At 68.8% G+C, this 23871-nt stretch carries 24 protein-coding genes; 16 read left to right on the top strand and 8 right to left on the bottom strand.

What is annotated here, in order from left to right; translation table 11 throughout:
- Window positions 1-59 precede the first annotated feature (59 nt).
- Both moaB and EPA99_RS13140 read left to right on the top strand, forming a co-directional pair.
- Window positions 60-578 (top strand): molybdenum cofactor biosynthesis protein B, encoded by a 519-nt coding sequence (gene moaB, locus EPA99_RS13145; protein ID WP_129471680.1) that lies wholly within the window; start codon window positions 60-62, stop codon window positions 576-578.
- Window positions 579-704: 126 nt separating this feature from the next.
- The gene (locus EPA99_RS13140) at window positions 705-1757 is read left to right on the top strand and encodes a glycosyltransferase (protein WP_425479204.1); all 1053 of its coding nucleotides are present in this window, start codon (window positions 705-707) and stop codon (window positions 1755-1757) included.
- 51 nt (window positions 1758-1808) lie between these two features.
- Here EPA99_RS13140 and EPA99_RS13135 read toward each other — a convergent pair whose 3' ends face one another.
- A complete protein-coding gene (locus tag EPA99_RS13135) occupies window positions 1809-2417 on the bottom strand; it encodes a TlpA family protein disulfide reductase (protein ID WP_129471678.1) in 609 nt (202 codons plus the stop codon).
- Complete coding sequence (locus EPA99_RS13130; RefSeq protein ID WP_129471677.1) at window positions 2414-3694, bottom strand: YihY family inner membrane protein; 1281 nt, start codon at window positions 3692-3694, stop codon at window positions 2414-2416. Before EPA99_RS13130 ends, EPA99_RS13135 begins: the two co-directional genes overlap by 4 nt.
- Before the next feature lie 92 nt (window positions 3695-3786).
- Between EPA99_RS13130 and wrbA the strand changes: the two genes are divergently transcribed.
- The 3 genes from wrbA to EPA99_RS13115 are packed head-to-tail and all read left to right on the top strand — an operon-like array spanning window position 3787 to window position 5257.
- Window positions 3787-4383 (top strand): NAD(P)H:quinone oxidoreductase, encoded by a 597-nt coding sequence (gene wrbA, locus EPA99_RS13125; RefSeq protein ID WP_129471676.1) that lies wholly within the window; start codon window positions 3787-3789, stop codon window positions 4381-4383.
- A gap of 3 nt (window positions 4384-4386) precedes the next feature.
- Window positions 4387-4731: a DUF2069 domain-containing protein gene (locus tag EPA99_RS13120; protein WP_129471675.1), complete on the top strand. Its 345-nt coding sequence runs from the start codon at window positions 4387-4389 to the stop codon at window positions 4729-4731.
- Window positions 4732-4771: 40 nt separating this feature from the next.
- Window positions 4772-5257 (top strand): asparaginase domain-containing protein, encoded by a 486-nt coding sequence (locus EPA99_RS13115; RefSeq protein WP_129471674.1) that lies wholly within the window; start codon window positions 4772-4774, stop codon window positions 5255-5257.
- 579 nt (window positions 5258-5836) lie between these two features.
- On the opposite strand, the gene EPA99_RS13110 is transcribed toward EPA99_RS13115, so the two are convergent.
- Together EPA99_RS13110 and sufT are read right to left on the bottom strand one after the other, a co-directional pair.
- Window positions 5837-7597: a S8 family peptidase gene (locus tag EPA99_RS13110; protein WP_129471673.1), complete on the bottom strand. Its 1761-nt coding sequence runs from the start codon at window positions 7595-7597 to the stop codon at window positions 5837-5839.
- Window positions 7598-7903: 306 nt separating this feature from the next.
- Window positions 7904-8455: a putative Fe-S cluster assembly protein SufT gene (sufT, locus tag EPA99_RS13105; RefSeq protein ID WP_129471672.1), complete on the bottom strand. Its 552-nt coding sequence runs from the start codon at window positions 8453-8455 to the stop codon at window positions 7904-7906.
- Window positions 8456-8591: 136 nt separating this feature from the next.
- Here sufT and EPA99_RS13100 point away from each other — a divergent pair, with 136 nt between their 5' ends.
- The 4 genes from EPA99_RS13100 to EPA99_RS13085 all read left to right on the top strand — a co-directional run bounded on the left by EPA99_RS13100 (window position 8592) and on the right by EPA99_RS13085 (window position 10506).
- Window positions 8592-9011, top strand: a complete 420-nt coding sequence (locus EPA99_RS13100) for a hypothetical protein (protein ID WP_129471671.1) — start codon at window positions 8592-8594, stop codon at window positions 9009-9011.
- Between the two features lie 75 nt (window positions 9012-9086).
- Window positions 9087-9650 carry an RNA polymerase sigma factor gene (locus EPA99_RS13095; protein ID WP_129471670.1) on the top strand — a complete coding sequence of 188 codons (564 nt, stop codon included), beginning with the start codon at window positions 9087-9089 and terminating at the stop codon, window positions 9648-9650.
- The gene (locus tag EPA99_RS13090) at window positions 9647-10039 is read left to right on the top strand and encodes a hypothetical protein (RefSeq protein ID WP_129471669.1); all 393 of its coding nucleotides are present in this window, start codon (window positions 9647-9649) and stop codon (window positions 10037-10039) included. Before EPA99_RS13095 ends, EPA99_RS13090 begins: the two co-directional genes overlap by 4 nt.
- A gap of 5 nt (window positions 10040-10044) precedes the next feature.
- A complete protein-coding gene (locus tag EPA99_RS13085) occupies window positions 10045-10506 on the top strand; it encodes a DUF3106 domain-containing protein (protein WP_129471668.1) in 462 nt (153 codons plus the stop codon).
- 103 nt (window positions 10507-10609) lie between these two features.
- On the opposite strand, the gene EPA99_RS13080 is transcribed toward EPA99_RS13085, so the two are convergent.
- Both EPA99_RS13080 and EPA99_RS13075 read right to left on the bottom strand, forming a co-directional pair.
- A complete protein-coding gene (locus EPA99_RS13080) occupies window positions 10610-12940 on the bottom strand; it encodes a DUF1631 domain-containing protein (protein ID WP_129471667.1) in 2331 nt (776 codons plus the stop codon).
- 163 nt (window positions 12941-13103) lie between these two features.
- On the bottom strand, window positions 13104-15332 hold the full coding sequence (locus tag EPA99_RS13075) for a DUF1631 family protein (protein ID WP_164978649.1): 2229 nt from the start codon (window positions 15330-15332) through the stop codon (window positions 13104-13106).
- A 152-nt stretch (window positions 15333-15484) separates the two neighbouring features.
- Here EPA99_RS13075 and EPA99_RS13070 point away from each other — a divergent pair, with 152 nt between their 5' ends.
- The 4 genes from EPA99_RS13070 to EPA99_RS13055 are packed head-to-tail and all read left to right on the top strand — an operon-like array spanning window position 15485 to window position 18375.
- Window positions 15485-16072 carry a nitroreductase family protein gene (locus EPA99_RS13070; RefSeq protein WP_129471665.1) on the top strand — a complete coding sequence of 196 codons (588 nt, stop codon included), beginning with the start codon at window positions 15485-15487 and terminating at the stop codon, window positions 16070-16072.
- Window positions 16069-17046 carry a 5'-3' exonuclease gene (locus EPA99_RS13065; RefSeq protein WP_206733756.1) on the top strand — a complete coding sequence of 326 codons (978 nt, stop codon included), beginning with the start codon at window positions 16069-16071 and terminating at the stop codon, window positions 17044-17046. The genes EPA99_RS13070 and EPA99_RS13065 overlap by 4 nt, the downstream gene beginning before the upstream one ends.
- A complete protein-coding gene (locus EPA99_RS13060; RefSeq protein ID WP_129471664.1) occupies window positions 17043-17594 on the top strand; it encodes an NUDIX hydrolase in 552 nt (183 codons plus the stop codon). Before EPA99_RS13065 ends, EPA99_RS13060 begins: the two co-directional genes overlap by 4 nt.
- Entirely contained in the window at window positions 17587-18375 is a 789-nt protein-coding gene (locus EPA99_RS13055; RefSeq protein WP_241688384.1) for an N-formylglutamate amidohydrolase, read from the top strand. Before EPA99_RS13060 ends, EPA99_RS13055 begins: the two co-directional genes overlap by 8 nt.
- A gap of 198 nt (window positions 18376-18573) precedes the next feature.
- Here EPA99_RS13055 and pip read toward each other — a convergent pair whose 3' ends face one another.
- Together pip and prmC are read right to left on the bottom strand one after the other, a co-directional pair.
- Window positions 18574-19515, bottom strand: coding sequence for a prolyl aminopeptidase (gene pip / locus EPA99_RS13050; RefSeq protein ID WP_129471663.1), 942 nt, complete (start codon window positions 19513-19515; stop codon window positions 18574-18576).
- Between the two features lie 65 nt (window positions 19516-19580).
- The gene (prmC, locus tag EPA99_RS13045; RefSeq protein ID WP_129471662.1) at window positions 19581-20432 is read right to left on the bottom strand and encodes a peptide chain release factor N(5)-glutamine methyltransferase; all 852 of its coding nucleotides are present in this window, start codon (window positions 20430-20432) and stop codon (window positions 19581-19583) included.
- A 56-nt stretch (window positions 20433-20488) separates the two neighbouring features.
- Here prmC and EPA99_RS13040 point away from each other — a divergent pair, with 56 nt between their 5' ends.
- The 3 genes from EPA99_RS13040 to ahpF all read left to right on the top strand — a co-directional run bounded on the left by EPA99_RS13040 (window position 20489) and on the right by ahpF (window position 23811).
- Window positions 20489-21340, top strand: a complete 852-nt coding sequence (locus EPA99_RS13040) for an alpha/beta hydrolase (protein WP_129471661.1) — start codon at window positions 20489-20491, stop codon at window positions 21338-21340.
- A gap of 155 nt (window positions 21341-21495) precedes the next feature.
- Window positions 21496-22056, top strand: coding sequence for an alkyl hydroperoxide reductase subunit C (ahpC, locus tag EPA99_RS13035; protein WP_129471660.1), 561 nt, complete (start codon window positions 21496-21498; stop codon window positions 22054-22056).
- A gap of 165 nt (window positions 22057-22221) precedes the next feature.
- Window positions 22222-23811, top strand: coding sequence for an alkyl hydroperoxide reductase subunit F (ahpF, locus tag EPA99_RS13030; protein ID WP_129471659.1), 1590 nt, complete (start codon window positions 22222-22224; stop codon window positions 23809-23811).
- Window positions 23812-23871 lie beyond the last annotated feature (60 nt).

Below are 23871 nucleotides of genomic sequence, written 5' to 3'. Positions count from 1 at the left end.
GTCTGGAACGGGCTGTTCAACGCGTTGAAGCCCCGGCAGCCGGGACGTAGGCTGGGCCGATGACATCACACGACACCCTGATTCCCCTGCGCCTGTGCGTCCTGACCGTCTCGGACAGCCGCACCCTGGCCAACGACGCCTCCGGCGATTACCTGATCCAGGCCGCCACCGGGGCCGGACACCAGCTGCACGACCGCGCGATCGTGAAGGACGACATCTACCGGATGCGCGCCATCGTCTCGGCCTGGATCGCCGACGAGGAGGTGGACGGCATCCTGGTTACCGGCGGTACCGGCTTCACCGGTCGCGATGCCACGCCCGAGGCGCTGCTGCCGCTGCTGGACAAGCAGATGCCCGGCTTCGGCGAGCTGTTCCGCGCGATCAGCGTGGAGGAGATCGGCACGTCCTCGCTGCAGTCGCGGGCCTTCGCCGGGCTGGCCAACCAGACCTTCGTGTTCTGCCTGCCGGGCTCGACCTCGGCCTGCCGCACGGCCTGGGAGAAGATCATCTCGGCCCAGCTCGATGCGCGGACCCGCCCCTGCAACCTGGCCACGCTGCGACCACGCCTGCGCGAGTAGGAACACTTCCTGCTGCCCAGGACGCGCCGGCGCGAATCTGTGGGCTGTCGCACATGGGACATGGGATACTGGCAGCGGGCAGGCACGTCGGTGTCGGCCTTGTCCCACGTACACCGTGCCCCCCGCATGCCACCCGGCGCCAGCGCTTCCGACCCGCCTCCGTCCAACCCTCGCGTTCGCGTGATCACGCGCGACAACGGCGCCGGGCTGCTGCGCGATCTGGAGCTGGTGATCGCCCGCCTGCGCGAGCACGGGCGGCAGCCCGAATCGGTGCGCTACCGTGGCAGCAAGCTGGTCAACCGGCTGCGCGAGACGCGCCTGCAGGCCGACTGCCGCTGGCGCGGGCCAGTCGGCACCCAGGTCTTCCTCGAGCGCATCTATCCGCGCTGCCTGCCGCTGGCCGAGCGCAACGTGCTCATCCCCAACCCGGAATGGCTGCATCCGCACTGGCGCCCGCTGTTGGGGCGGTTCGATGCCATCCTGTGCAAGACGCGCCAGGCCGAGCGCATCTTCGATGGCCTGGGCCTGCGTACCCGCTACATCGGCTTCACCGGCGATGACCGCATGGATGCCTCGGTGCCGCGCCAGGACGGGTTCCTGCACGTGGTCGGGCGCAGCACCGCCAAGGGCACCGACGCGGTGCTCGATGCCTGGCGCCGCAATCCGCACTGGCCCATCCTGACCGTGCTGCGCTGGCGGCCGCCGCCGGCCTGGGTCAGGCAGGTCCGCAACATCGACTACCGCAGCGCGCGCGTCTCCAATGCCGCGTTGCGGGTCCTGCAGAACCGGCACCGCTTCCACCTGTGTCCGTCCGAGGCCGAAGGCTTCGGCCATTCCCTGATCGAAGCCATGAGCGTGGGCGCGGTGGTGCTGGCCACCGATGGCGAGCCGATGAACGAGCTGGTGGACAGCAGCCGCGGCATCCTGATCGCCCCGCAGGACGCGCGCCCGATGGCACTCGGCACCCGCTATACGGTGAGCGTGGAGGCGATCGAGATGGCCGTTGAACGCGCACTTGCGCTGCCGCTGGCCCAGCAGCTCGCCCTGGGGCAAGCGGCCCGGGCGTTCTTCCTCGACAACGACCGTGCCTTCGGCGAGCGTCTGTCCCAGGCCATCGGCCCGATGCCCGAGCCTGCCGAGCAGGCAGCGCTGGTCAATCTGGAAAACGCCAGTTCCTGAGCGCTACGCGGCCGGCATGCCAATGCCGGCCTTGCGCCGCGGCGTGCACGCCTAGGCCGGCTGCTTGCCTGCGGCGGGCGCCGCCGTGATCGCCTCACGGATCTGCGCCGGCGTCACCGGACCCAGGAAACGCTTGGCAACCCGGCCGTCCGGTGCGATCAGGTAGGTCATCGGCAGTCCGCGCGGGGTCTCGAAGTCCGCTGGCGGGTTGTAGACGTCCACCTTGGCCAGCGGATAGTCCACCGGATTCTTGTCCACGAAGGCCTTCAGGTCCGCGTCCTCGATGTCGTCGTAGGCCAGGCCGATGATGCGCACCGTGTCCTTGTCGGACTTGGCCATGGCCGACAGCTCGGGCATTTCCTTCAGACAGGGCTTGCACCAGGTCGCCCAGAAGTTCACCACCACCCAGTGCCCCCGCTGCTGGGCCAGCTCGTAAGGCTGGCCATCGACCGTGGTGACTTGCAGGGTCGGAAACTCCTTGGTGGTCGCGGCAGGCTCCTGCGCCGGCGGCGTGGGCTGGGCCCGGGCAGAGGCGGCGGCAGGCGCGGCATCTTGCTTGGCAGGTGCGTCTGCGGCCGCCGGCGCGGCGACCTGCGGCTTGTCGCAGGCGGACAGGGTCAGCGCCGTCAACACGGCCAGGGACAACACGAGAGGCTTCATGGGGAGGACAACTCCGCGGGGGAAGGATAGATCTCGGCGACCTTGTGCTTGAGCAGGTCGCGCATCGGCATGCGCAGGCGATTGAGTGCGTCGCGCACGGAGGTGCCCAGCGCATCGTCCTGGAACGGCAGATGCGCCTCGGACACCGGCACGCGCAGCTGCGCGGCCTCGTAGAGTTCGGACAAGGTCACCGTGTCCAGATCGCGCGCCAGGATCCACTCGCCGTTCTCATCGCAGCGCACCAGCTTGATCCGGCACAGCGCGGCCAGGAACTCCTGCACCAGGGCGTCGGTCAGCATCGGCTCCAGCTTGAGCAAGCGATCGTCGCTGAGCCCTTCGCCACGCGCACGCGCCTGGTGGAAACGCCCGACCATGCGCAGCAGGCCGTACAGCTCGAAACCCACCGGCAGCCGCATCGATGCCGGCTGGTAGCGGAACGCCGCGCTGGTCGCCGCGGTCGATGCGCCGATCAGGATCGCCACCCAGCACAGATAGATCCACAGCATCAGGATCGGCACCACCGCCAGCGGGCCGTACAGCGTCTGATAGCTATTGAAGTTACCTAGGTACAGGCCCAGGGCCCACTTGACCACTTCCAGCAGCAGCGTGGCGATCAGGGCGCCGGCGAAGGCATAGCGCAGCTTGATCGGCCGGTGCGGCACCACCCGGTAGATCGCGGTGATGGCGAACAGCTCGATCACCACCGGCGCCACGGTCAGCACGGTGTTGGCCAGCACGCGGCCCTGCTCGGTCTCGAACAGCGGCAGCGCGAAGAACCGGGCCGAGATCGCCAGGGAGGCCGCCGCCAGCAGCGCGCCCAGCGTCAGCACCGTCCAGTACACCAGGAAGCGCACCAGCCGCGGACGCGACTCGGGCACGCGCCAGATCTGGTTGAAGGTCGCCTCGATGCTGTTGAGGGTGATCAGCAGCGAGAACACCAGCGCCACCACGCCGGCCGCGGTGAGCTGCGCGCGGTTGGAGGACAGCTGCAGCAGGTATTGCCTGGCCGAGGCCGCCGCGCTGGGGACGAAGTTGGAGAACACGTACTCGCCCAGCTTCTGGCTCCATTCCTCGTAGCCGGGAAAGGCGGACAGCACGCCGAACACCACCATGGTCAGCGGCACCAGCGCGAAGATCGTGGTGTAGGCCAGCGCCGCGGCGGCCTGGAACAGGCGGTCGTCGAGAAAGCGCTTGACCAGGAAGCGGGCGAAGCTGCCGACCCGCGCGCGATCGCGCAGGCGCTCGTTCCATCGCTTCAATGCATCCGCAGGTTTCATCGGCGCAAGGGTAACGGATGCGCTGTCGAGGGGGACATGGCGTCCGCCAGGGCCGATACTAGGCGTCGCGCTCTTAAGGACACACCTTTCCGATGACCGAGATCCTGGTGCTCTACTACAGCCGCGGCGGTTCGGTGGCCAAGCTCGCACGCCAGATCGCGCGCGGCATCGAGGAAGTCCCCGGCATGTCCGCCCGCCTGCGCACCGTTGCGCCGGTGGCCCCGGTCACCGCGCAGGCACAGCCGCCGGTGCCCGAGGACGGGGCACCCTACGTGGACAAGCAGGACCTGGTGGACTGCGCCGGCCTGGCGCTGGGCAGCCCGACCCGGTTCGGCAACATGGCCGCGCCGATGAAGTACTTCATCGACACCCTGGGCGCGGAATGGGCCAGTGGCGCGCTGGTCGGCAAGCCGGCCGCCGTATTCACTTCCACTGCCACCCAGCATGGCGGCCAGGAATCGACCCTGCTGTCCATGCAGGTGCCGCTGCTACACCACGGCTGCCTGCTGCTGGGCATTCCGTACACCGAGCCCTTGCTCAGCAGCACGCGCACGGGCGGTACGCCCTATGGCGCCAGTCATGTCGCGGGCGGCGATGACGATGCCACCTTGAGCGAGGAAGAAGCGATGCTGGCCCGGGCCCTGGGCCGGCGCCTGGCCGATACCGCACGCCGCCTGCAGGCGGCCTGAGCCATGACCCTGGCCAAAGGGTTGCTGGCGCTGGCCCTGGCGGGGCTGGCGGTGCTGTTCGCGGTCTGGTTCCACGGCGACCGCCACTGGCTGGCCACGCAACTGATCTTCACCCTGCCCGCTCTGCTGCTGTTGCTCGGCGTGCTGGCGCGGCGTCGCACCGCCGGGTTCTGGTCCGGGGTGATCGCGCTGGCCTGGTTCAGCCACGGCGTCATGGTGGCCTGGAGCCGCCCGGCCGAAGCGACGCAGGCGTGGCTGGAGATCCTGCTGGCCCTGCTGGTGATCGGCGCCTCCAGCCTGCCCGGCCTGCGCAAGCGTTTCAGCAAGAAGCGCGCGCGGACGCAGTAAAATCCTCGCCCCTATTCGAAGCGGTCCCGCGGAGCGTGTGATGGAAGAGCTGCTGATCGTCACCACCGGTGGCACCATCGACAAGATCTATTTCGACGACAAGTCCGATTACCAGATCGGCGACCCGCAGATCGGCCAGATCCTCAAGGAACTGGGCGTGACCTTCCGCTTCACCGTGATCCCGATCATCCGCAAGGATTCGCTGCACATCACCGATGAGGACCGCGAGCTGATCCGCGCCACGGTGGCCGCGCAGCCGGTGCGCCATGTGCTGATCACCCACGGCACCGACAGCATGGTGCAGACCGGCAAGGTGCTGAAGACCATCGCCGACAAGACCATCGTGATGACCGGCGCGCTCAACCCGGCGCGGTTCCGCGGTTCGGATGCCGAGTTCAACATCGGTTGCGCGGTCGGCGCGGTGCAGTCGCTGCCGGCGGGCGTCTACATCGCCATGAACGGCCGCATCTGGGACCCTGAGCAGGTGCGCAAGAACGTGGCGGCCAATCGCTTCGAGGCGGCCTGAGCGCGCTCAAGAGGCGCTTGCCTCGAATCGATGCGCAGCGGCGCCGACGGCTCCGCTTCGGGAAGGCGGCGGTTTGCCGTTGCTGGCGTTCGCTTCCTTGGCTTGCGGCGACGGTGGATGAAAAGAGCGTCATCCACCCCACGTAGGGTGGACAACGCGAAGCTTGTCCACCACGCGCGATGCGGCTGGACCATCGAAAAGCCTTGCGAAGACGACTTGCTGTGGGCTTGAGCCGCCGTACCGGCCAGCAGGCAGGCCTGCGTCGGGCATGGCTGGCTTGCGGCTACGCCCCGTCATCTGCTGCTCCGCGACGGTGGATGGAAGAGCGTCATCCACCCTACGGCGGGTGAGCAACGCAATTTGTCCGCCACGCCCGATGCGGCTGGACCGCGGAAACGTAGGGTGGACAACGCGAAGCTTGTCCACCGAGGCGCCCGCTGCGGCTGGTCACGATTCGCGCTGCTTGGTGAGGTCGGCTTTTGCCGACGTTGTATCTCCTAAGCGATCAACGCACTCGCGTTCGGCGCAAAAAGAGAACCCCCGGATCAACCGGGGGTTCTGGTTACCAGCGCTGCTCGCTCAGTAAGTAGCCCGCAGGGTCACGCCCGAGAAGCTGCTGTAGGCCTTGACCCGCACGTACCAGGTGTCCGCGGCCGGCGAGTTGAAGGTGCAGGTTTCGCTGTTGCCGCTGCGGTACGGCCGGCAGTTGTAGGTCGAATCGGTCGGCGCCGCGCCGCGCCGCACGTACAGGTCGGCATCGCCCGTCCCGCCGCTGATGGCCACGGTCAGGGTGCTGCGACCAGCGGGCACCGTGATGGTGTACTGCAGCGAGTTGCCGGTCGTGGCCGATAGCCCGGTGACCGGCGTGCCGCTGGTCAGGGTGTTGCCGCTGGGCGGGTTGGGATTGGTGCTGCCGCCACCGGTGACCGCGTCCACCGCCGCCTTGGCGTTGACGATGCCAGCGCCAATGGGCTGCGAGGGCGTGCTCGGGAAAGCGCGCGCGGTCGACTTCAGGGTGGATTCGACCTGCGCCGGGGTTAGCGGCGAGGAGGCCACCGACTGCATCAGGGCGACCACGCCGGCCACGTGCGGGGTGGCCATCGAGGTGCCGCTGTAGGAGGCGTAGCTGGCGTTGCCCGGCGTGGTGGTACCGCTGTTGAGCGTGGACAGGATGCTGGAGCCCGGCGCGGCGATGTCCACCCCGGAGCCATAGTTGGAGAAGCTCGAGCGCGCGCCGGTATTGGTGGTGGAACCCACCGCGATCACGTTGTTGCAGTTGGCCGGCGAGGCATTGGCCACATTGGTGTTGTCGTTGCCGGCGGCGATGACGAGGGTGGAGCCGCGGCCGACCGCGCTGTTGATGGCGTTCTGGGTGGTGGTGCCGCAGGCGCCGGAGCCGCCCAGGCTGAGGTTGATCACCTCGGCCGGCGTGCTGGTGTTGGGCACGCCACTGACGGTGCCGCCGGAGGCCCAGATGATGGCGTCGGCGATATCCGAGTCGTAACCGCCGCAGGTGCCCAGCACGCGCACCGGCATCACCTTGGCGCCGTAGGCCACGCCGGCCACGCCGACGCTGTTGTTGGTGACCGCGGCCACGGTGCCGGCCACGTGCGTGCCATGCCAGCTGGAGTTCTGCGCGCCGTGGGAATAGCCGCACTGGTTGGCCGTGACCCAGTCGCCGGGATCGGCCGGGTTGGAGTCGCGGCCATTGCCATCGTTGGACACGGAGGTGTCGGCGATGAAGTCGTAGCCGGCGATGACGTTGGCGTTGAGGTCCGGATGGCTGGTGATGCCGGTATCCAGTACCGCCACCACCACGCCGGTGCCGCTGGTCACGTCCCAGGCCTCGTTGGCGCGGATGCCGCCGTTGCCGCCCTGATAGCTCCACTGCTCGCTGTAGCGCGGATCGTTGGGCGTGGCGTAGGCGCGGTTGAGCTTGTCCACCTCGACATATTCGACCTCCGGGTCCGCAGCGATCTGGCGCATCAGCGCCTCCGCTTCCACCCGGTCCAGCTTGCGCGCGCTGCGCACCACATCCGAGCCCACCGCGGTGCGGCGCAGGTACTGGATATCCAGGGCGGACTTGCCCGAGACCTTCGGCACGGCCGATGCCGCGGACTTCAGCTTGGGCGACAACGCGGCCGCGTCCAGCTGGGCGGCCGACCCTTCGCGGTACTTCACGATGAAGCGGTCGAACCCTTGCTGATCGGTGGCCTGCAATCCGGACAGGTTGAGCCGCTCTGCGGCCATCGCGGCCGGAGCCGTCATGATCGAGACGAACACCGCGGCAGCCGCGGCCAACGCATGCTTGCGCATGCGGCCTTGCGTGACTTCGGACATCGAACTTCCCTCTCAATGGAATGGAGCGGTCACCCGCATTCCTGCGGGCATCTCCGGCCACACGCCTTGGCTTCTGTTGTGATTCGAGCTGACGGCGTCCGACCGGCGTTTTGACCCGGGACAATCCGGGTCTGACTCGAACCTAAACGAGGGAAATCGCGTGAAACAAGACGTTTCACCGAAAATGGTTGCATCTGCGCTTCGGGATGTCCGATTCGGGACGCCGATCAAGTCCCAAACGGACCTGGAAACGGACATTCAGGGACATGGGCGGCGTGTTTTCACACCGCAGCAAAGAAAGTGCGCTCAGAGCATCCCGGTTTCCAGGCGCGCGGCCTCGGACATCATGTTGCGGTTCCACGGCGGGTCGAACACCAGCTCCACGTCCGCCTCGGCGATGGTGGGGATCATTTCCAGCTTGCTGCGCACGTCGTCCACCAGGATCTCCCCCATCCCGCAGCCCGGCGCGGTCAGCGTCATCCGCACATCCACACGACGGCGCCCATCGTCGAGATGCCCCAGGTTGGCCTCGTAGATGAGGCCAAGATCGACGATGTTGAACGGAATTTCCGGATCGAAGCAGGTCCGCAGCTGGTCCCACATCATGCGTTCGACCTGTTCGTCGCCCGCGTCGGCCGGCAGGCTCAAGGGCTCGACCGGCTCCTTGCCGATGGCGTCGGCGTCCTTGCCGGCGATGCGCATCAGGTTGCCTTCCACGAACACCGTGTAGCTGCCGCCCAGGGCCTGGGTGATGTAGCCGTAGGTGCCGGCGGGCAAGGTCACCGATTCCCCGGAGGGGACCATGATGGCGTCGCAGTCGCGTTCGAACTGGACGGGTTCGCTGCTTCGGGAATACATGCGGGACAGGTGGGGACGCACGGTCGATCGTGCAAGCGCGCCATTCTAGCCGAGCGCCCCGCTGCGCCGGCCCGCATGGCATGGACAGAGCATTCCGGCCGCGCCCGTTATGCTGGGCGCATCGTCTGGAGCTCCAATGTCCTTCACACCCTCGTTGAGCGGCGGCCGCACTTGGCTGGCGCTGCTGCTGACCTTCCTTGCCTGCGGTCTGCTGTCCCTGCTGTGGTCCGTCCTGGCCTTGCAAACCAATCGTCAGTGCAGCTGGATGGCGCTGGCGGTGGCGCTGGATTCGGTGGTTTGTCTGCGTCTGTTCGGGATGGCGCCGGGGCTGGCCCGCGGCCTGATCGCGCTGCTGGCGACCGCGCTGGGCATCGCGTTGGCCTACTGGAATATCGTCTCGCTGCACCTGGGCTCGATCTTCGGCCTGGGCCCGGTGGAAGCGTCCACCAAGCTGGGCCTGGACCTGGCCATGACCCTGCTCGGGCTGGCCACCGGTCCTACGGACTACGCCTTGGTACTGATCGCCTTGGTCGGCGCGTTCTTGGCTGGTCGCTGAACATCGATCAGCGCCGGTCAACCAGGCATTTTCGCGGACGTTCACTCTGGCAATCCTCCCTGCCGGACATAAGCTGTGCTGGTGAGTGCAGACATCGCCGCCCCCCTCGATCGCGTCACGGAAACGCCGCCAGTCTCGCTGGAGGCCTTCCTGGCCGGCATTGGCCCGCGCGCCTTCCGGTTCGCTGAGTCCGGCCTGCGCAGTCGCGATGACGCGCTGGATGCGGTGCAGGACAGCATGATGCGGATGCTCGGCTACGCCGAGCGGCCGGCGCACGAATGGACGCCGCTGTTCTGGAGCATCCTGCGCCGGCGCATCATCGACCTGCAGCGGCGTAGTAGCTTCCGCCTGCGGTGGCTGCTGCCCAGCAGCGAACGCAGCCAGGACAGCCTGATCGACTGGGCCGATACCAGCGCCGGCCCGTCCGATCGCCAGGAGCAGCGCGAAGCCTACGGCCTGATGGTGCAGGCCTTGCGCGCGCTTCCGGCCCGCCAGCGCGAAGCCTTCACCCTGCGCGTGCTGGAGGAACTGGATGTCAGCCAGACCGCCCAGGTCATGGGCTGCTCGGAAGGTTCGGTCAAGACCCATCTCTCGCGCGCCCGTGAGGCGCTGCAGAAGCAACTCGAGGATTTCCGATGAACACCCCGTCTTCTTTCGACGTGCGCGCCCGGCAATTGCATGCCGCGGCGAGCGCGCAGCTTTCGCCACAGACGCTGACGCACCTGCGCGCGGCGCGTCATGCCGCCGCCCAGGGCCAGCCAGCCTCGGGCCCGGCAAGACCGGCGCCGCGCTGGCTGGCCGCCAGCGCGTTCTCCCTGGCCCTGCTGGCCGTGGTGGGCGTGGGCCTGCTGCGGCAAACCACGCCGGCCCCGTCCAGCCCGTCGCAAGTGGCGGCGCAGACGGCCGACGGCGACGGACTGCCGTCGGACCTGGATGCAGTGGCCGAGGATCCTTACGCGGAGTTGGACACCAATCCCGACCTGTTCGTCTGGCTGGGTTCTGACAGCCAGCCGCTTGCCATGGAGTGAAGCAGATGAAGTCCTTGTCCTGTCTCGTGTTCGCCGCCGCGCTGGCGCTGGCCGCGCCGCTGGCGGCGAAGGATCCGCCACGGCCCGATACCGACCCGCCGCCGCGCTGGGAACAGCTGACCGAGGCGCAGCGCCAGGCGCTGATCGCGGGCGTGCGCGAGCACTGGAACAATGAGCCGGACAAGCGCGCGCGCATGCTGGAGCGCGCCGAGCGCTGGCAGCGCATGACGCCGCAGCAGCGGGAACAGGCGCGAAAGGGCATGGAGCGCTACGAGAAGATGAGCCCGGCCGAACGCGAGCAGGCGCGCGCGGTCTTCGAGCGCACCCGCGACATGGACCGGGAGGCGCGCCACCGTTTCCGCGACCAGTGGCGCGACATGACACCCGAGCAGCGCCAGGCCTGGATCCAGGCCCATCCGCCGGTGAGGCAGGACGCCCCTCCCCCTCCCCACGATCATCCGCACTGATCGTCCGGCAGTCGGCCGAGCGACCGAAAACCGATGCGTCGCCATCGCGTGCAGGAACATCGCGGTCACGGGCGTTGCCGACCGGCAGCACCGGCCAAGGGCATCAGACCTCGGCAGAGCCCCGCTGCACGCCGGTGTCCAGGCGGTCGATCACGCCCTGCATGGCCGCGTCGAAGGCGTCCTGCTCGTGATGCTTGCGCAGGCGCCCCATGCGCACCATCACCGCCAGCTCCTCCGGCGAGGCGACGCAGAAGCGCACGCCGCGACGGTTGACGAACAGCAGGCGCGAAGAAATCGGGCTGACCCAGGACAGCTTGCCGGCCTGCACGCGGTTGTCCTTGTCGATGAAATCCAGCCAGGTGCCCACGGGCAGCTTGCGGAAGTGCTCGGCGTCGGTGGCGTCGAAATCCAGCGTGTCGGTGCCGCCCACCAGCGCGATCGGCGCCGCCTCCGGCTCGACCGGGCGCGGCAGGCTCACGGTGGGCAGCTCCGGCAGCGCCTTTTCCAGGTCAGGACGTGAGGCGGCCACCGCCTGCAGGGTCTCGCGCAGCGCATTGATGGCGGCGTTGGCCTGGTCGCCGGTCACCCCGACACTGGCGAACACCCGCACCAGGCCGGCACGCTCGGCTTCCAGCCAGGCCACGTTGGCCTGCTGCGCCTGCGCCTGGTCCACCGCCGCCAGCACGCCATCGGCCAGGTGTAGGGCATCGGCCAGGGCCGCGCCGTCGTCGCTTTCGCGCAGCACCGCCATGGTCACGTGGTGCGCCCACGGCTGGCGCAGGAAATCTTCGATGGCCTGGGGCACCTGGCGTCCCTGCAGACGCTGGTCCAGCTCGGCGTTGGTGCGGGTGCGGGCCGCTTCCAGCCGTTCCTGGCCGCGCTGGATTTCCGCGGCGCGGCGCTCGGCCACCTCGATGCGGCGCTTGTGCTGGGACAGGAAATCGCGGAACTCTTCCTCCAGCGTCAGGAACACCGCCAGATTCTCGTTGAACTCGGCGACCAGCCGATCGATGACTTCCTCGACCTTGGTCATCAAGGTGCGCTCGGCCGCGCTTTCGCCGGTGTTGCCCTCGCAGGCCTCGGCCAGCACGTTGAGCAGGCGCCGGGCCGGGTGGGTCTTCTGCACGAACATCCGGCGGTCCAGCAGCGCCACCTTGACGAACGGCACCACCAGGCGCCCGATCAGCTCGCGCGGCCGGCCGTCGAGTTCGCGCTCGTCCAGCATCACATCGAACAGCATGCCGACCAGGTCGATGGCGTCCTCGTCCATCGGCGACAGGCGCGCCTGGCCCGGGTCCACGCCCAGCTGGCTGGCGCCGCTGAGGACTTCGCTCTTGAGCCGCTGGGACAGCGACTCGCCGGTATCGCCGATGGCCGCGCGCAGGGTGGCGCTGGGCGAGGCCTGCAGCACCGACAGCACCGACATCATCTCGCGCTGGGACAGCGGACGCTCTCCGCCGCCGACCGACTCGCCATAGCCTGCGCCCTGCCCTTGCCCCGCATCGTGCGGGTTGGCCTCGCGGTGCTGGCGCGTCTCCTGCAGGAAGTGGTGCAGCGCTTCGAGCAGCACGCCCGCATCGGCGTCGTTGCCGACGAAGTGCCCATCCGGGCCCTGCCCACCCATGGCCCGGCGCATGCCGGCCATGCGCTGAGTGAAGCGCGCCGCCCAGCCCGGTGCACTGGGCTCTTCCGGCACGGTGCCGAAGAAGTCCTCGCCCGTGGCCGGCGCCGGCGACGGCACAGGAGATTCCATCGTCCTGCGGCGGGCCCCGGCGGCGGGCGCCACCTGCGGCAGGACGTTGAGCTGGACCAGCCGCTCGTCCAGCGCTTCGTAGATGCGGCCGATGACCGGCGCCAGCTCGCGCTCGCACAGCTTGATCACGACCAGGCGCACTTCCAGGCTCAGGTCGCTGCTGGAGAACGCCTCGTGGACGGCCAGGCCGATGTGCTCGGGCCCGACCGGGTTGGTGTCGTTGTCCAGCTCCAGCCCGCCCGCCAGGTGGCCCAGGCGACGGTCCAGCCGCACCAGGACCAGCTTGCACTCGCGGCTGATCACGCTGGCCAGGTTGCGCGCGGCCAGGCGCGACTCGAGCTCCTGATCCGAAACCAAGCTCAGGCCGCTGGTCTGCGGATCGATCAGGACGCTTTCGGCCGACAGCGGGGTGCGGTCTTCCAGGGACTTCCAGCAGCGGTCCAGGTGCGAGCGAAACCGGGCCACGATCTCATCGCGGCGGCGGCGCAGCTCGCGCATGCCATCGAGGAAGGCCGCCTGCGAAGGCCCGGCGCGCTCGGCCCGGTCGAACAAGGCATCATCGAAACGACCCAACGCCGTGGAGAACGCCTGCACCAGCGGTGGAACAGCGCCGTCGAACGCCTGCTGCAGCAGCCGCGTGCCGTGTTCCGGCCGGTTGGAGACATCGACACTGAACGGCATAAGGGCTTCCCCGCCGGGGCTGGCCGGCGCATTCGAGTAGGGAGCATGGGGGACACGCAGAGACGGTGCAATCGTAGGCACACGGTCACGTTCACATCCGTGATGACGGTCGTTATTCCGACACGCCGCCGCGCTTACGAAACGTTCGCGCCGCCTTGCCGAATCAGTGCGCGAGCTGCTCGATGGCGCCGGCCATGGCGCTGTAGAACGCGTCTTCCTCGCGGTGCAGGCGCAGTCGCTCCAGCTGGGCCATGACCGCCAGTTCCTCGGCCGAGGCCACGCACAGCCGGCTGCCGAGTTTGTCCACGAACATCAGCCGCGCCGAGATCGGGCTGACCCAGTTCAACTTGCCGGCCCGGACACGGCCATTGCGGTCCACGAAGTCCAGCCAGGTGCCCATCGGCAGGGCGCGGAAGAAATCGGCGGTGATCAGGTCGATCTGGTCCGCTTCGACGGGGGCATCGAGCGCCTCGGCGACCAGCTCGTCCACCGGCGCAGCGCTGGGAAACGCCTCTGCCGTGCCTGCCGCCAGGCGCTCGGCCCCTGCTGCTGCGGGCGCGACCGGATACAGCGACTGCTGCAGCGATTGCAGCGCCTTGCCCAAGGCGACCGGGTCCAGCCCCTGCTGGGCCAGCATCCGCTCCAGCCAGGGCATCCAGTCCGCCAGCCACGGCGTGTCCGGACCGTGCAGCTGGTCGTGGCGCACCGCCGCGACCAGCTGCTCCAGCGCACTCAGGCCCTGGGCCAGGTCCTGGCCTGCGGCTTCGCCGCGCAACCGGATGGCCGCGATGTAGGGCACCCAGTAGCCGCGCAGGAAGCCGACCAGCCCCGGCGGCGCGGCCAGCTCGGCCAGCCGGGCCTGCAGCTGCGTCTCGGCAAAAGCGCGGGCCTCGTCGCGGCGCTCCTGTGCGCGGTGCAGCTCGGTGGCCCGGCGCTCGGCGATCTGCACCTTGCGCAGGTAGGCGCCGTAGTACTCGCCGAAGCGCTTGAGGATGGGCGTGAAGGCCTGCACGTCCTCGCTGAAGTCGCGCAGGATCGAGACAATGGCCACCTCGATCTCCTCCAGCAGGGCGCGTTCTGCATCGCCCTCGCCGATGCAGCGCTCGCTGGCGTCGGCCAGCAGGTTAAGCAGGCGCCGCGCCGGGTGCTGGTCGCTCAGGAACAGCTCCCGATCCACCAGCGCCACCTTGATGTAGGGCGCGGGCAGCAACAGCATCAGCTCGCGCGCACGGCCCTGCAGGTGGCTCTCGGCCAGCATGACCTCCAGCAGCATGCACACCAGGTCGATGGTGTCCTCGCCCTGGTTGCCCAGGCGGATGCCAGTCGGGTCGATGCCCAGGCGCCCGGCGCCGGCCAGGATTTCCCACTTGAGCCGCTGCGACAGCCGCGCGGCACGGCTGGGAAATGGGGCCAGCGATTCGTTGGGCATGGACTGCATCAGCGACAGCACCGACAGCAGTTCGCGCTGGGACAGCGCGCGCTTGCCATCGCTGGGCTCGGGCTGGGTCTCGCCAGCCAGGCGGGCGCGCTGCAGCAGCGCATGCAGCGCCGGCGGCAGGGGTTCGGCCTCGCCTCCGACGTGTTCGCTCAGCGCTGCGCGCGCGCGCTTGGCCGCGGCGGCCGGGTCGTTTTCCCACTGCACGAAGAAACGCGCGATCCAGTCCTCGGTCTGGCCCTGCTCGGCGTCCGGGTCGAGCGCGGTGCTGGGGATCCAGCGGCGTACCCCGCCGCGCGGACGCGGGCCGGCGCTTTCCTGCAGCAGCGCGGCCAGGCCGGTCTGGATCTGCGAATAGAGCGAGCCGGTGCGGGTATGCAGCTCGGTCTCGCACAGCTTGACGATCAGCTTGCGCGCCGCCGGGGTCAGGGTGCAGGCCGACAGGCTTTCATATACGGCCACGCCGATGTGGTGCGGACCGAAGGGCAGCGTGTCCTCGGTCAGGCGCAGGCCGCCGGACAGCAGCCCGAGATAGCGGCTGAGCCGCATCAGCTCGGGCTTCCAGCGCGCGGCCAGGTCGTCGGCCAGCGAACGCACCGCCAGGCGCACTTCCAGCTCGTGGTTGGACACCAGGCTCAGGTGCTCGGCATCGCCGTCGGCCAGCTTGTGCTCGACCGAGACCGGCCGTCCGGCCTCCAGCATCTGCCAGGTATTGGCCAGGTGGGCGCGGAACCGGGCCAGCATGGCCTCGCGCCGGCGCCGGACCTCGCGCACCGCATCGATCAGGTCCAGCGAGTCGGCCCCGGCATCGCCCGCGGCGGAGAGCAGTTGGCCGGGCAGGCCGGTCAGGATGGCCTCGTAGGCATCGGCCAGCGGAACGAGGGCCAGCTGCCGCAACTGTTGCAACAGCGCGACATTCTTGCCCACCAGTCCATCGCGAGCCTGCGGATCCAGCATCCGGTCGTGCATTCCTTTGGGCGCGGGGAACGACGAAAGCGTGCCGGATGCCCCGCCTGCATCCGTCACGACACGATCCATCCACAGGATCACAGGACAATGATAGCGGCCGCCGCCGTGAAAACTTTCGTAAGCCCGCTAAACTGACCACCATGCCTACGCCCACCACGCCGGATCTGCTGCGCGCACTGGACGAACGCCGTTCGGTGCCCTCCAAACAACTTGGCGAGCCCGCCCCGTCCGATGAGGTGCTGCTGCAGATGCTGCGCAGCGCCAGCCGGGTCCCGGACCACGGCAAGCTGGCCCCGTTCCGCTTCATCCGCATCCAGGGCGATGCGCGGCGCCAGCTGGGCGACATCCTGGCCGCGCGCACCGAGGAACTGGACCCGGAGGCCGGCACCGTCGCCATCGAGAAGGACCGCAACCGCTTCAACAGCGCGCCACTGGTGATCGTGGTGGTGGCCAGCCTGATCCCCGAGCACAAGGTGCCCGAGGATGAGCAGTGGATGACCGCCGGCAGCGTGTGCTTCGCCCTGCTGGTGGCCGCCCAGGCTTTCGGCTTCGGCGCACAGTGGCTGACCGGCTGGGCCGCCTACGACGGCCTGGTGGCGCAGCGCCTGGGCCTGGCCGAAACCGAACGCGTCGCCGGCTTCATCCATATCGGCACGCCCAAGCTCGCCGCCCCCGAGCGCGAGCGCCCGGACCCGGCCAGGCTACTGAGCGACTGGACCCCGGCATGAGCGTCGCGCCGCTTGCGGCGCCGGTCCATCTGGTCGACGCCAGCCTCTACATCTTCCGCGCCTGGCACTCGGTACCCGACGAGTTCCACGACGCCGAAGGCTGGCCGACCAACGCCGTGCACGGTTTCGCCCGTTTCCTGCTGGAACTGCTGGAGCGCGAGCGCCCGCGGCATATCGCCGTGGGTTTCGACGAAGCGCTGGATACCGGCTTCCGTCACCAGCTGTACCCGGCCTACAAGGCCAACCGCGAGCCGGCCCCGGAAGCGCTGCGTCGCCAGTTCTCGCACTGTAAGGCGCTGTGCGCGGCGCTGGGCCTGACCGTGCTGTCGCACGCGGATTTCGAGGCCGACGACCTGATCGGCAGCGCCCTGCGTGCCAGCCGCGACTTCGGCCTGCGCGGCATCATCATTTCCGCCGACAAGGACCTGTCCCAACTGCTGCGCCCAGGCGATGAGCAGTGGGATTTCGCGCGCGGGCAGCGCTGGGGCCTGGCGGGCGTGAAGGCCAAGCATGGGGTGGAGGCGCACCAGATGGCCGACTACCTGGCGCTGTGCGGCGATGCGGTGGACAACATCCCCGGGGTGACCGGGATCGGCTGCAAGACCGCGGCGATCCTGCTGTCGCACTTCGGCGACCTGGACACCCTGCTGGCCCGCGCCGACGAGGTGGCCTTCCTGCGCATGCGTGGCGCGGCCACCGTCTCGCTGCGCCTGCGCGAGCAGCGCGAGCACGCGCTGCTGTGGCGCCAGCTGACCACCATCGCCACCGACGCCCCGCTGGACGGGGTGGCCCCGTTCCTGCGCAACCCTGCCGATGGCCAGATGCTGGCCTCGCTGTCCGAAGCCCTGCGCCTGGGCCCGATGACCCGCCGCCGCCTGCGCGCGGCGGCCGGCCTGGACGAGCCCGAATTCACGACGCCGTCGCCTGCGGACACCACGATGGATGCCCCTTTCATTCCTTCCGGACTGACATGAACAGCAAAGACGCCACGCCCGAGATCATCTACGAAGGCAAGTACCTGCGCATGGTCCACCGCGGCAACTGGGAGTACGTGGAGCGCACCCACGCCCAGGGGCTGGCGGCGATCATCGTGGCGGTCACGCCCGAGGACAAGGTGGTCTTCGTCGAACAGCTGCGTGTACCGCTGCAGGCGCCGACCATCGAGATGCCGGCCGGCCTGGTGGGCGATATCGACGCGGGCGAATCCATCGAACTGTCGGCCATCCGCGAGCTGGAAGAGGAAACCGGCTGGACCGCCGCGCATGCCGAGGTGCTGATGATCGGCCCGACCTCATCGGGCATGAGCAACGAGAAGGTCGCCTTCGTGCGCGCCACCGGCCTGACCAAGGTCGGCCAAGGCGGCGGCGATGGCGATGAGAACATCACCGTGCACGAGATTCCGCGCCCGCAGGCGGCGGCCTGGCTGGTCCGGAAGATGGGTGAAGGCTATGCGCTGGACGCCAAGCTCTGGGCCGGGCTGTGGATGATCGAACACGAGCTGGACGGCACGCCGCGTGGCTGATGCCCAGGCGGTGCAGACGTTGCTCGGTCCGCAGGACCCGGCGACGTTCTCGGTGCTCAATGCCGCGGGCCGCTCGCCCTACGTCCTGATCGCCGATCACGCCGGCCAGGTCGTGCCGCGGCGCCTGCACGACCTGGGCCTGCCGCAGGCCGAGCTGGACCGCCACATCGGTTGGGACATCGGCATCGCCGGGGTCACCCGGCACCTGTCGGCGCTGCTGGATGCGCAGGCGGTCCTGCAGACCTATTCGCGCCTGGTGATCGACTGCAACCGGCCACTGGCCTCGCCCACGCTGATCCCACAAGTCAGCGACTTCACCGAGATTCCTGGCAATGCCGGCCTGGACGCTGCGCAGCGTCAGCAGCGGATCGACGAGATCCATGCGCCTTATCACGCCCACATCCGACAGGTCCTGGATGCGCGCGCCGGACAGGGCCTGCCGACCCTGCTGGTGATGATGCACAGCTTCACGCCGGCGATGGCCGGGGCGCAGCGTCCCTGGCACGCCGGCGTGCTGTACCACCGCGACACGCGCCTGGCGCACGCGCTGCTCAGCGCGCTGGGCGCGGAAGGCGACCTGGTCGTGGGCGACAACCAGCCCTATGCGGTGAGCGACAGCAGCGACTATGCGGTGCCCGTGCATGGCGAGGGCCGCGGCCTGCCGCATGTGGAGCTGGAGATCCGCCAGGACCTGATCGCCGACGACGCCGGGCAGCAGGCGTGGGCACAGCGGCTGGCGCGCATCTTCACCGCCATCGCCGCCGACTTCGTCCCGGGCTGAGCCTGGGGCTTAGGTTTGGCTGCCGTCGCGATGGGGCGGCGCCGCTGGCGCTGCCGTTTCAGCGACGAGCCTTACCCGGCCTGCCCCCTCTCTTCGGCATCCGAGCGCGATGCCTCGCGAACAAACAGGCTTCATCGACCGATCCGCAAGCGCCGGCGGCTTGGCGCCGCCGGGCTTTCAGGGTGCGGCTGACGCCGCTCAGGCGAAGGCGTCGGTGGCGCGCACCAGTGCGTCGATGTTCTCCGCCTCGAAGGCCGAGTGCCCCGAGGCCGGGGTGATTTCCAGCTTGGCCGTGGGCCAGGCCTGGTGCAGATCCCAGGCGTTCTGCACCGGGCAGACCACGTCGTAGCGCCCGTGCACGATGACCCCGGGGATGTGGGCGATCCGGTGGGCGTCGCGCAACAGCTGGTCGTCGACCTCGAAGAAGCCGCCATTGACGAAGTAGTGGTTCTCGATGCGCGCGAAGGCCAGGGCGAACTGCGCATCCTCGTGGCCGGCCACGAAGTCCTGGTCCACGTGCAGGAAGCTGGTGGCGCCTTCCCACACGCTCCAGGCGCGCGCCGCCTCCAGGCGGGTGGCTTCGTCCTCGCTGGTCAAGCGGCGATGGAAGGCGGAGATCAGGTCATGGCGTTCTTCCTGCGGGATGGCCTTGAGGTAGTGCGCCCAGGCCTCCGGGAACAGGCGGCTGGCGCCTTCCTGGTAGAACCACTCCAGCTCCCAGCGACGCAGCATGAAGATGCCGCGCAGCACCAGCTCGGTCACGCGCTGGGGATGGGTCTGCGCGTAGGCCAGGGCCAGGGTCGATCCCCAGCTGCCGCCGAACACCTGCCAGGTCTCGATGCCCAGGTGCACGCGCAGCGCTTCGATATCGGCCACCAGGTCCCAGGTGGTGTTGTCCACCAGGTCCGCGTGCGGCGTAGAGCGCCCGGAGCCGCGCTGGTCGAACAACACGATGCGGTACTTGGATGGGTCGTGGAACTGGCGCATCTTGGCGCTGCAGCCGCCGCCGGGACCGCCATGCAGCATGACCACCGGCTTGCCGTCCGGATTGCCGCACTGCTCGTAGTACAGCGTGTGGCGGTCATCGACCGGCAGCCTGCCGGTGTCGAACGGTTCGATGGCGGGATACAGCGTGCGCATGGGCCAAGCCTTTCAGACGACGGAAAAGCGGAAAGTCTAGCCGAGCCGGGCCTTGCGCCCCTGCCCTACGCGGGCAGGCGGCCGAGCGTGACGCGGTCGCGCTCCTCCAGATCCTGCACGGTCTGCACCTCGGCCAACCCGTGCTGGCGCATCAGTGCGTGCACGGCTTCGCCCTGGTCCCAGCCATGTTCCAGCAGCAGCCAGCCGCCGGGCAGCAACCGCGCCGGCGCGCCGGCGACCAGCACGCGGATGTCGTCCAATCCATCGGCTCCCGAGGCCAGCGCGGTGGCCGGCTCGAAGCGCAGGTCGCCCTGCTGCAGATGGGCATCCTGGCTGCCGATGTAAGGCGGGTTGCTGGCGATCAGCGCGAAGCGCCGGCCGCCCAGCGGCGCGAACCAGCTGCCCTGCGCGAACTCCACATTGGTCAGCGCATGCGCCTGCGCGTTGGCTCGCGCCACCTCCAGCGCCTGGGCACTGGCATCGGTGGCCAGCACCCGGGCCTGCGGGCGCTCGCTGGCGATGGCCAGGGCGATGGCGCCGCTGCCGGTGCCCAGGTCGGCCACATCCAGCGGGCGGTCCGGCGGCAGGCGCTCCAGCGCCAGCTCCACCAGGCGCTCGGTCTCGGCGCGGGGGATCAGGGTGGCTGGCGTCACCTTCAGGTCCAGGGTCCAGAAGCCGCGCCTGCCGAGGATGTAGGCCAGCGGCTCGCCGGCAATCCGTCGCTGCAGCAGCGCTGCGAACGTCTCCTGCACGGCCGCCGGGGCAGGATCGGCGCCATGCGCGAACAGCCAGGCACGCTCGCGCCCCAGCGCATGCAGAAGCAGGGCTTCGGCCTCGAAGCGCGGGTCGGGCGTGGGCAGGGCGGTGGCGCCTTGGCGTAGCAGTGCATCCAGGCGCGGGGGTTCTTGCGTATCCATGGGCGCATGTTAGCCGCTGGCTTGCGGCGACCCGTCTTTCCCTACCGGAGCCTGGCTTGAACCGATTCCTCTGCTTCTTTCGCCTGGGCCTGACCGGCGCTGCGGCCCTGCTGCTGGCCGGCTGCCAGACCATCGTCTTCGGCATCGCCAACCGCGGGGTTGCACATCCGGATGCGACCGCCGTGTACGACAGCGCGCGCGGCCTTTCGCTGGACATCTACAAACCCGCCGCACCCAGTGCACGCGCGCCGGTCGTGGTGTTCTTCTATGGCGGCAGCTGGCAGCGCGGCAGCCGGGCGCAGTATCGCTTCGTCGGCCGGCGCCTGACCGAAACCGGCGCGGTGGTCATGGTGGCCGATTACCGCCTGGCGCCCGCCACGCCCTTCCCCGGCTTCATGCACGATGGCGCCCGAGCCGTGGCCTGGGCACGGCAGCATGCGACCGACTACGGTGGCGACCCGGCGCGGGTGTTCGTGGCCGGGCACTCGGCCGGTGCCCAGATTGCCGCGTTGCTGGGCACCGATGCGCGCTACCTGGAAGCGCAGGGCCTGAAGCCGGCGCAGCTGGCCGGGGTGATCGGCCTGTCCGGCCCCTACGACTTCACCATTCAGGGCGATCGGGCCCTGGAGGGGGTGTTCGGGCCGGCCTGGCAGTGGCCGAAGGCGATGGCCGCAGGCTTCGTCGATGGCGATGAACCGCCCTTCCTGCTGGCCATCGGCAGCGACGACAAGATCGTCTCCCCTGGCCAGACCTTCGAACTGGCGCGCAAGCTCAAGGCCCGCGGCGTGCCGGTGCAGACCCTGACGCTGCCAGGCGGCAGCCACTTCACGCCGCTGGTGGAGCTGTACGCGCCCAAGCGCGGGCCGCAATTGCTTCAGGCCATCGACGATTTCGTCCGCGCGCCGTGATCTGGGTGAAACACCCACGGAACTAGGATGTGTCAGCCGGATTTTGATAGTCAACGGCTATTACATCGATCCCACCAATCGATTTGAGCGATGGATGGCAGATCCGTAGGATAGCCCTCAGTCGCTTCACCCCCATCCACCAAAGAGGAAACCCGATGCCCGTCATCAACACCGAAATCCTTCCGTTCCAGGCCAGCGCCTACAAGAATGGTGAGTTCATCGAGGTCAGCGACGCCGACCTGAAGGGCAAGTGGTCCGTGGTCGTGTTCTACCCGGCCGACTTCACCTTCGTCTGCCCGACCGAACTGGAAGACCTGGCCGACCATTACGAAGAGTTCCAGAAGCTGGGCGTTGAGGTCTACTCGGTCTCCACCGACACCCACTTCTCGCACAAGGCCTGGCACGACACCTCGGCGGCGATCGGCAAGATCAAGTACGCCATGATCGGTGACCCGACCCATCAGATCTCCAAGAACTTCGACGTGCTGCGCCCGGCGGGTCTGGCCGACCGCGGCACCTTCATCATCGACCCGCAGGGCGTGATCCAGTCGGTGGAAATCACCGCCGAGGGCATCGGCCGCGAAGCCGGCGACACCCTGCGCAAGGTCAAGGCCGCCCTGTACGTGGCCTCCCACCCGGGCGAGGTCTGCCCGGCCAAGTGGAAGGAAGGCGCCAAGACCCTGGCACCGTCGCTGGACCTGGTCGGCAAGATCTAAGTTTCTGGCCTGACCGCCTTCCCCGCCCTGCGCGGGGAAGGCACCGGCGGCAAACCGCAGTTCGTGTCCTTGTCCCGCATGCCGGCGCGGCTTGCGGTTTGCCTCCCCCCTTTCCCTCTGCCCGACCGGGCAGGCCCTTCTGTTTCCGTCATTTGGAGCACGCCAATGTTGGACGACACCCTCAAGACCCAGCTCCAGGCCTACCTGGAGCGCCTGACCCGACCCATCGAGCTGGTCGCCTCGCTGGACGACAGCCCGACCTCCGAGGAGATGAAGACGCTGCTGGGGCAGATCGTCATGCTCTCGGACAAGATCACCCTGGTCGAGCGCCGCCAGGGGGACAGCCGCGCGCCGTCCTTCGCGATCAATTCGCCGGGCCACGACATCCACCTGCGCTTTGCCGGCCTGCCGATGGGCCACGAGTTCACCTCGCTGGTGCTGGCCCTGCTGCAGGTCGGCGGCTATCCGTCCAAGGCGGCGGTGGAGACCATCGAGCAGATCCAGAACCTTGAGGGCGAGTACAAGTTCGAGACGTACTTCTCGCAGAGCTGCCAGAACTGCCCGGACGTGGTGCAGGCGCTGAATTTGATGGCGGTGCTGAACCCGAAGATCCAGCACGTGGCCATCGATGGCGCCGTGTTCCCGGCCGAGGTCGAGGAGCGCCAGGTGATGTCGGTGCCGACCGTGTACCTCAACGGCGAGACCTTCGGCCAGGGCCGCATGAACCTGGAAGAGATCGTCAGCCGTCTGGATGCCGGTGCGGCCAAGCGCGATGCCAAGAAGATCGCCGCCAAGGATCCCTTCGAGGTGCTGATCGTCGGGGGTGGCCCGGCCGGTGCGGCCGCCGCGGTCTATGCCGCGCGCAAGGGCATCCGCACGGGCGTGGCGGCCGAGCGCTTCGGCGGCCAGGTGCTGGACACGATGGCCATCGAGAACTTCATCTCCGTGCAGGAGACCGAGGGCCCGAAGATGGCCGCCGCGCTGGAAGCCCACGTGCGCCAGTACGAGGTGGACATCATGAACCTGCAGCGCGCCGAGAAGCTGATCCCGGCCGGTGCCGATGGCCTGATCGAAGTGCAGCTGGCCAACGGCGCCTCGCTCAAGGGCAGGACGGTCATCCTGTCCACCGGCGCGCGCTGGCGGCAGATGAACGTGCCCGGCGAGAACGAGTACAAGAACAAGGGCGTGGCCTACTGCCCGCACTGCGATGGCCCGCTGTTCAAGGGCAAGCGCGTGGCGGTGATCGGCGGCGGCAACTCCGGCGTGGAGGCGGCCATCGACCTGGCCGGCATCGTCAAGCACGTCACGCTGGTGGAGTTCGACCACAAGCTGCGTGCCGATGAGGTGCTGCAGCGCAAGCTGCGCAGCCTGCCCAACGTGACCATCGTGCTGTCGGCGCTGAGCACCGAGGTGCACGGCGACGGCAACAAGGTGACCGGCCTGTCCTACACCGACCGCACCAACGACGAGCAGCATCGGCTGGAGCTGGAAGGCATCTTCGTGCAGATCGGCCTGCTGCCCAACACCGAGTGGCTGAAGGACACCGTGGCGCTGTCCCCGCGCGGGGAGATCATCGTCGACGAGCGTGGCGCCACCAACATCCCCGGCGTGTTCGCGGCGGGCGATGCCACCACCGTGCCCTACAAGCAGATCGTCATCGCCATGGGTGAGGGCTCCAAGGCCGCGCTGAGCGCCTTCGACCACCTCATCCGCCACAGCGCACCCGCGCAGACCGAGACCGCCAAGGCAGCCTGACTGGAGGGGAATACAGGGCTCCCCAGCCTCGGCCACCGATTGGAGGTCTCACGCCCGCCG

Source organism: Pseudoxanthomonas composti (assembly GCF_004122095.1).
Lineage (GTDB): Bacteria > Pseudomonadota > Gammaproteobacteria > Xanthomonadales > Xanthomonadaceae > Pseudoxanthomonas_A > Pseudoxanthomonas_A composti.
This window is presented reverse-complemented; position numbering and strand designations above follow the sequence as displayed.

Bases quoted from the DNA above. Each gene is read 5' to 3' on its own strand.
- moaB (WP_129471680.1), top strand. From the start codon at position 60: ATGACATCACACGACACCCTGATTCCCCTGCGCCTGTGCGTCCTGACC.
- EPA99_RS13140 (WP_425479204.1), top strand. From the start codon at position 705: ATGCCACCCGGCGCCAGCGCTTCCGACCCGCCTCCGTCCAACCCTCGC.
- EPA99_RS13135 (WP_129471678.1), bottom strand. From the start codon at position 2,417: ATGAAGCCTCTCGTGTTGTCCCTGGCCGTGTTGACGGCGCTGACCCTG.
- EPA99_RS13130 (WP_129471677.1), bottom strand. From the start codon at position 3,694: ATGAAACCTGCGGATGCATTGAAGCGATGGAACGAGCGCCTGCGCGAT.
- wrbA (WP_129471676.1), top strand. From the start codon at position 3,787: ATGACCGAGATCCTGGTGCTCTACTACAGCCGCGGCGGTTCGGTGGCC.
- EPA99_RS13120 (WP_129471675.1), top strand. From the start codon at position 4,387: ATGACCCTGGCCAAAGGGTTGCTGGCGCTGGCCCTGGCGGGGCTGGCG.
- EPA99_RS13115 (WP_129471674.1), top strand. From the start codon at position 4,772: ATGGAAGAGCTGCTGATCGTCACCACCGGTGGCACCATCGACAAGATC.
- EPA99_RS13110 (WP_129471673.1), bottom strand. From the start codon at position 7,597: ATGTCCGAAGTCACGCAAGGCCGCATGCGCAAGCATGCGTTGGCCGCG.
- sufT (WP_129471672.1), bottom strand. From the start codon at position 8,455: ATGTATTCCCGAAGCAGCGAACCCGTCCAGTTCGAACGCGACTGCGAC.
- EPA99_RS13100 (WP_129471671.1), top strand. From the start codon at position 8,592: ATGTCCTTCACACCCTCGTTGAGCGGCGGCCGCACTTGGCTGGCGCTG.
- EPA99_RS13090 (WP_129471669.1), top strand. From the start codon at position 9,647: ATGAACACCCCGTCTTCTTTCGACGTGCGCGCCCGGCAATTGCATGCC.
- EPA99_RS13085 (WP_129471668.1), top strand. From the start codon at position 10,045: ATGAAGTCCTTGTCCTGTCTCGTGTTCGCCGCCGCGCTGGCGCTGGCC.
- EPA99_RS13080 (WP_129471667.1), bottom strand. From the start codon at position 12,940: ATGCCGTTCAGTGTCGATGTCTCCAACCGGCCGGAACACGGCACGCGG.
- EPA99_RS13075 (WP_164978649.1), bottom strand. From the start codon at position 15,332: ATGCTGGATCCGCAGGCTCGCGATGGACTGGTGGGCAAGAATGTCGCG.
- EPA99_RS13070 (WP_129471665.1), top strand. From the start codon at position 15,485: ATGCCTACGCCCACCACGCCGGATCTGCTGCGCGCACTGGACGAACGC.
- EPA99_RS13065 (WP_206733756.1), top strand. From the start codon at position 16,069: ATGAGCGTCGCGCCGCTTGCGGCGCCGGTCCATCTGGTCGACGCCAGC.
- EPA99_RS13060 (WP_129471664.1), top strand. From the start codon at position 17,043: ATGAACAGCAAAGACGCCACGCCCGAGATCATCTACGAAGGCAAGTAC.
- pip (WP_129471663.1), bottom strand. From the start codon at position 19,515: ATGCGCACGCTGTATCCCGCCATCGAACCGTTCGACACCGGCAGGCTG.
- prmC (WP_129471662.1), bottom strand. From the start codon at position 20,432: ATGGATACGCAAGAACCCCCGCGCCTGGATGCACTGCTACGCCAAGGC.
- ahpC (WP_129471660.1), top strand. From the start codon at position 21,496: ATGCCCGTCATCAACACCGAAATCCTTCCGTTCCAGGCCAGCGCCTAC.
- ahpF (WP_129471659.1), top strand. From the start codon at position 22,222: ATGTTGGACGACACCCTCAAGACCCAGCTCCAGGCCTACCTGGAGCGC.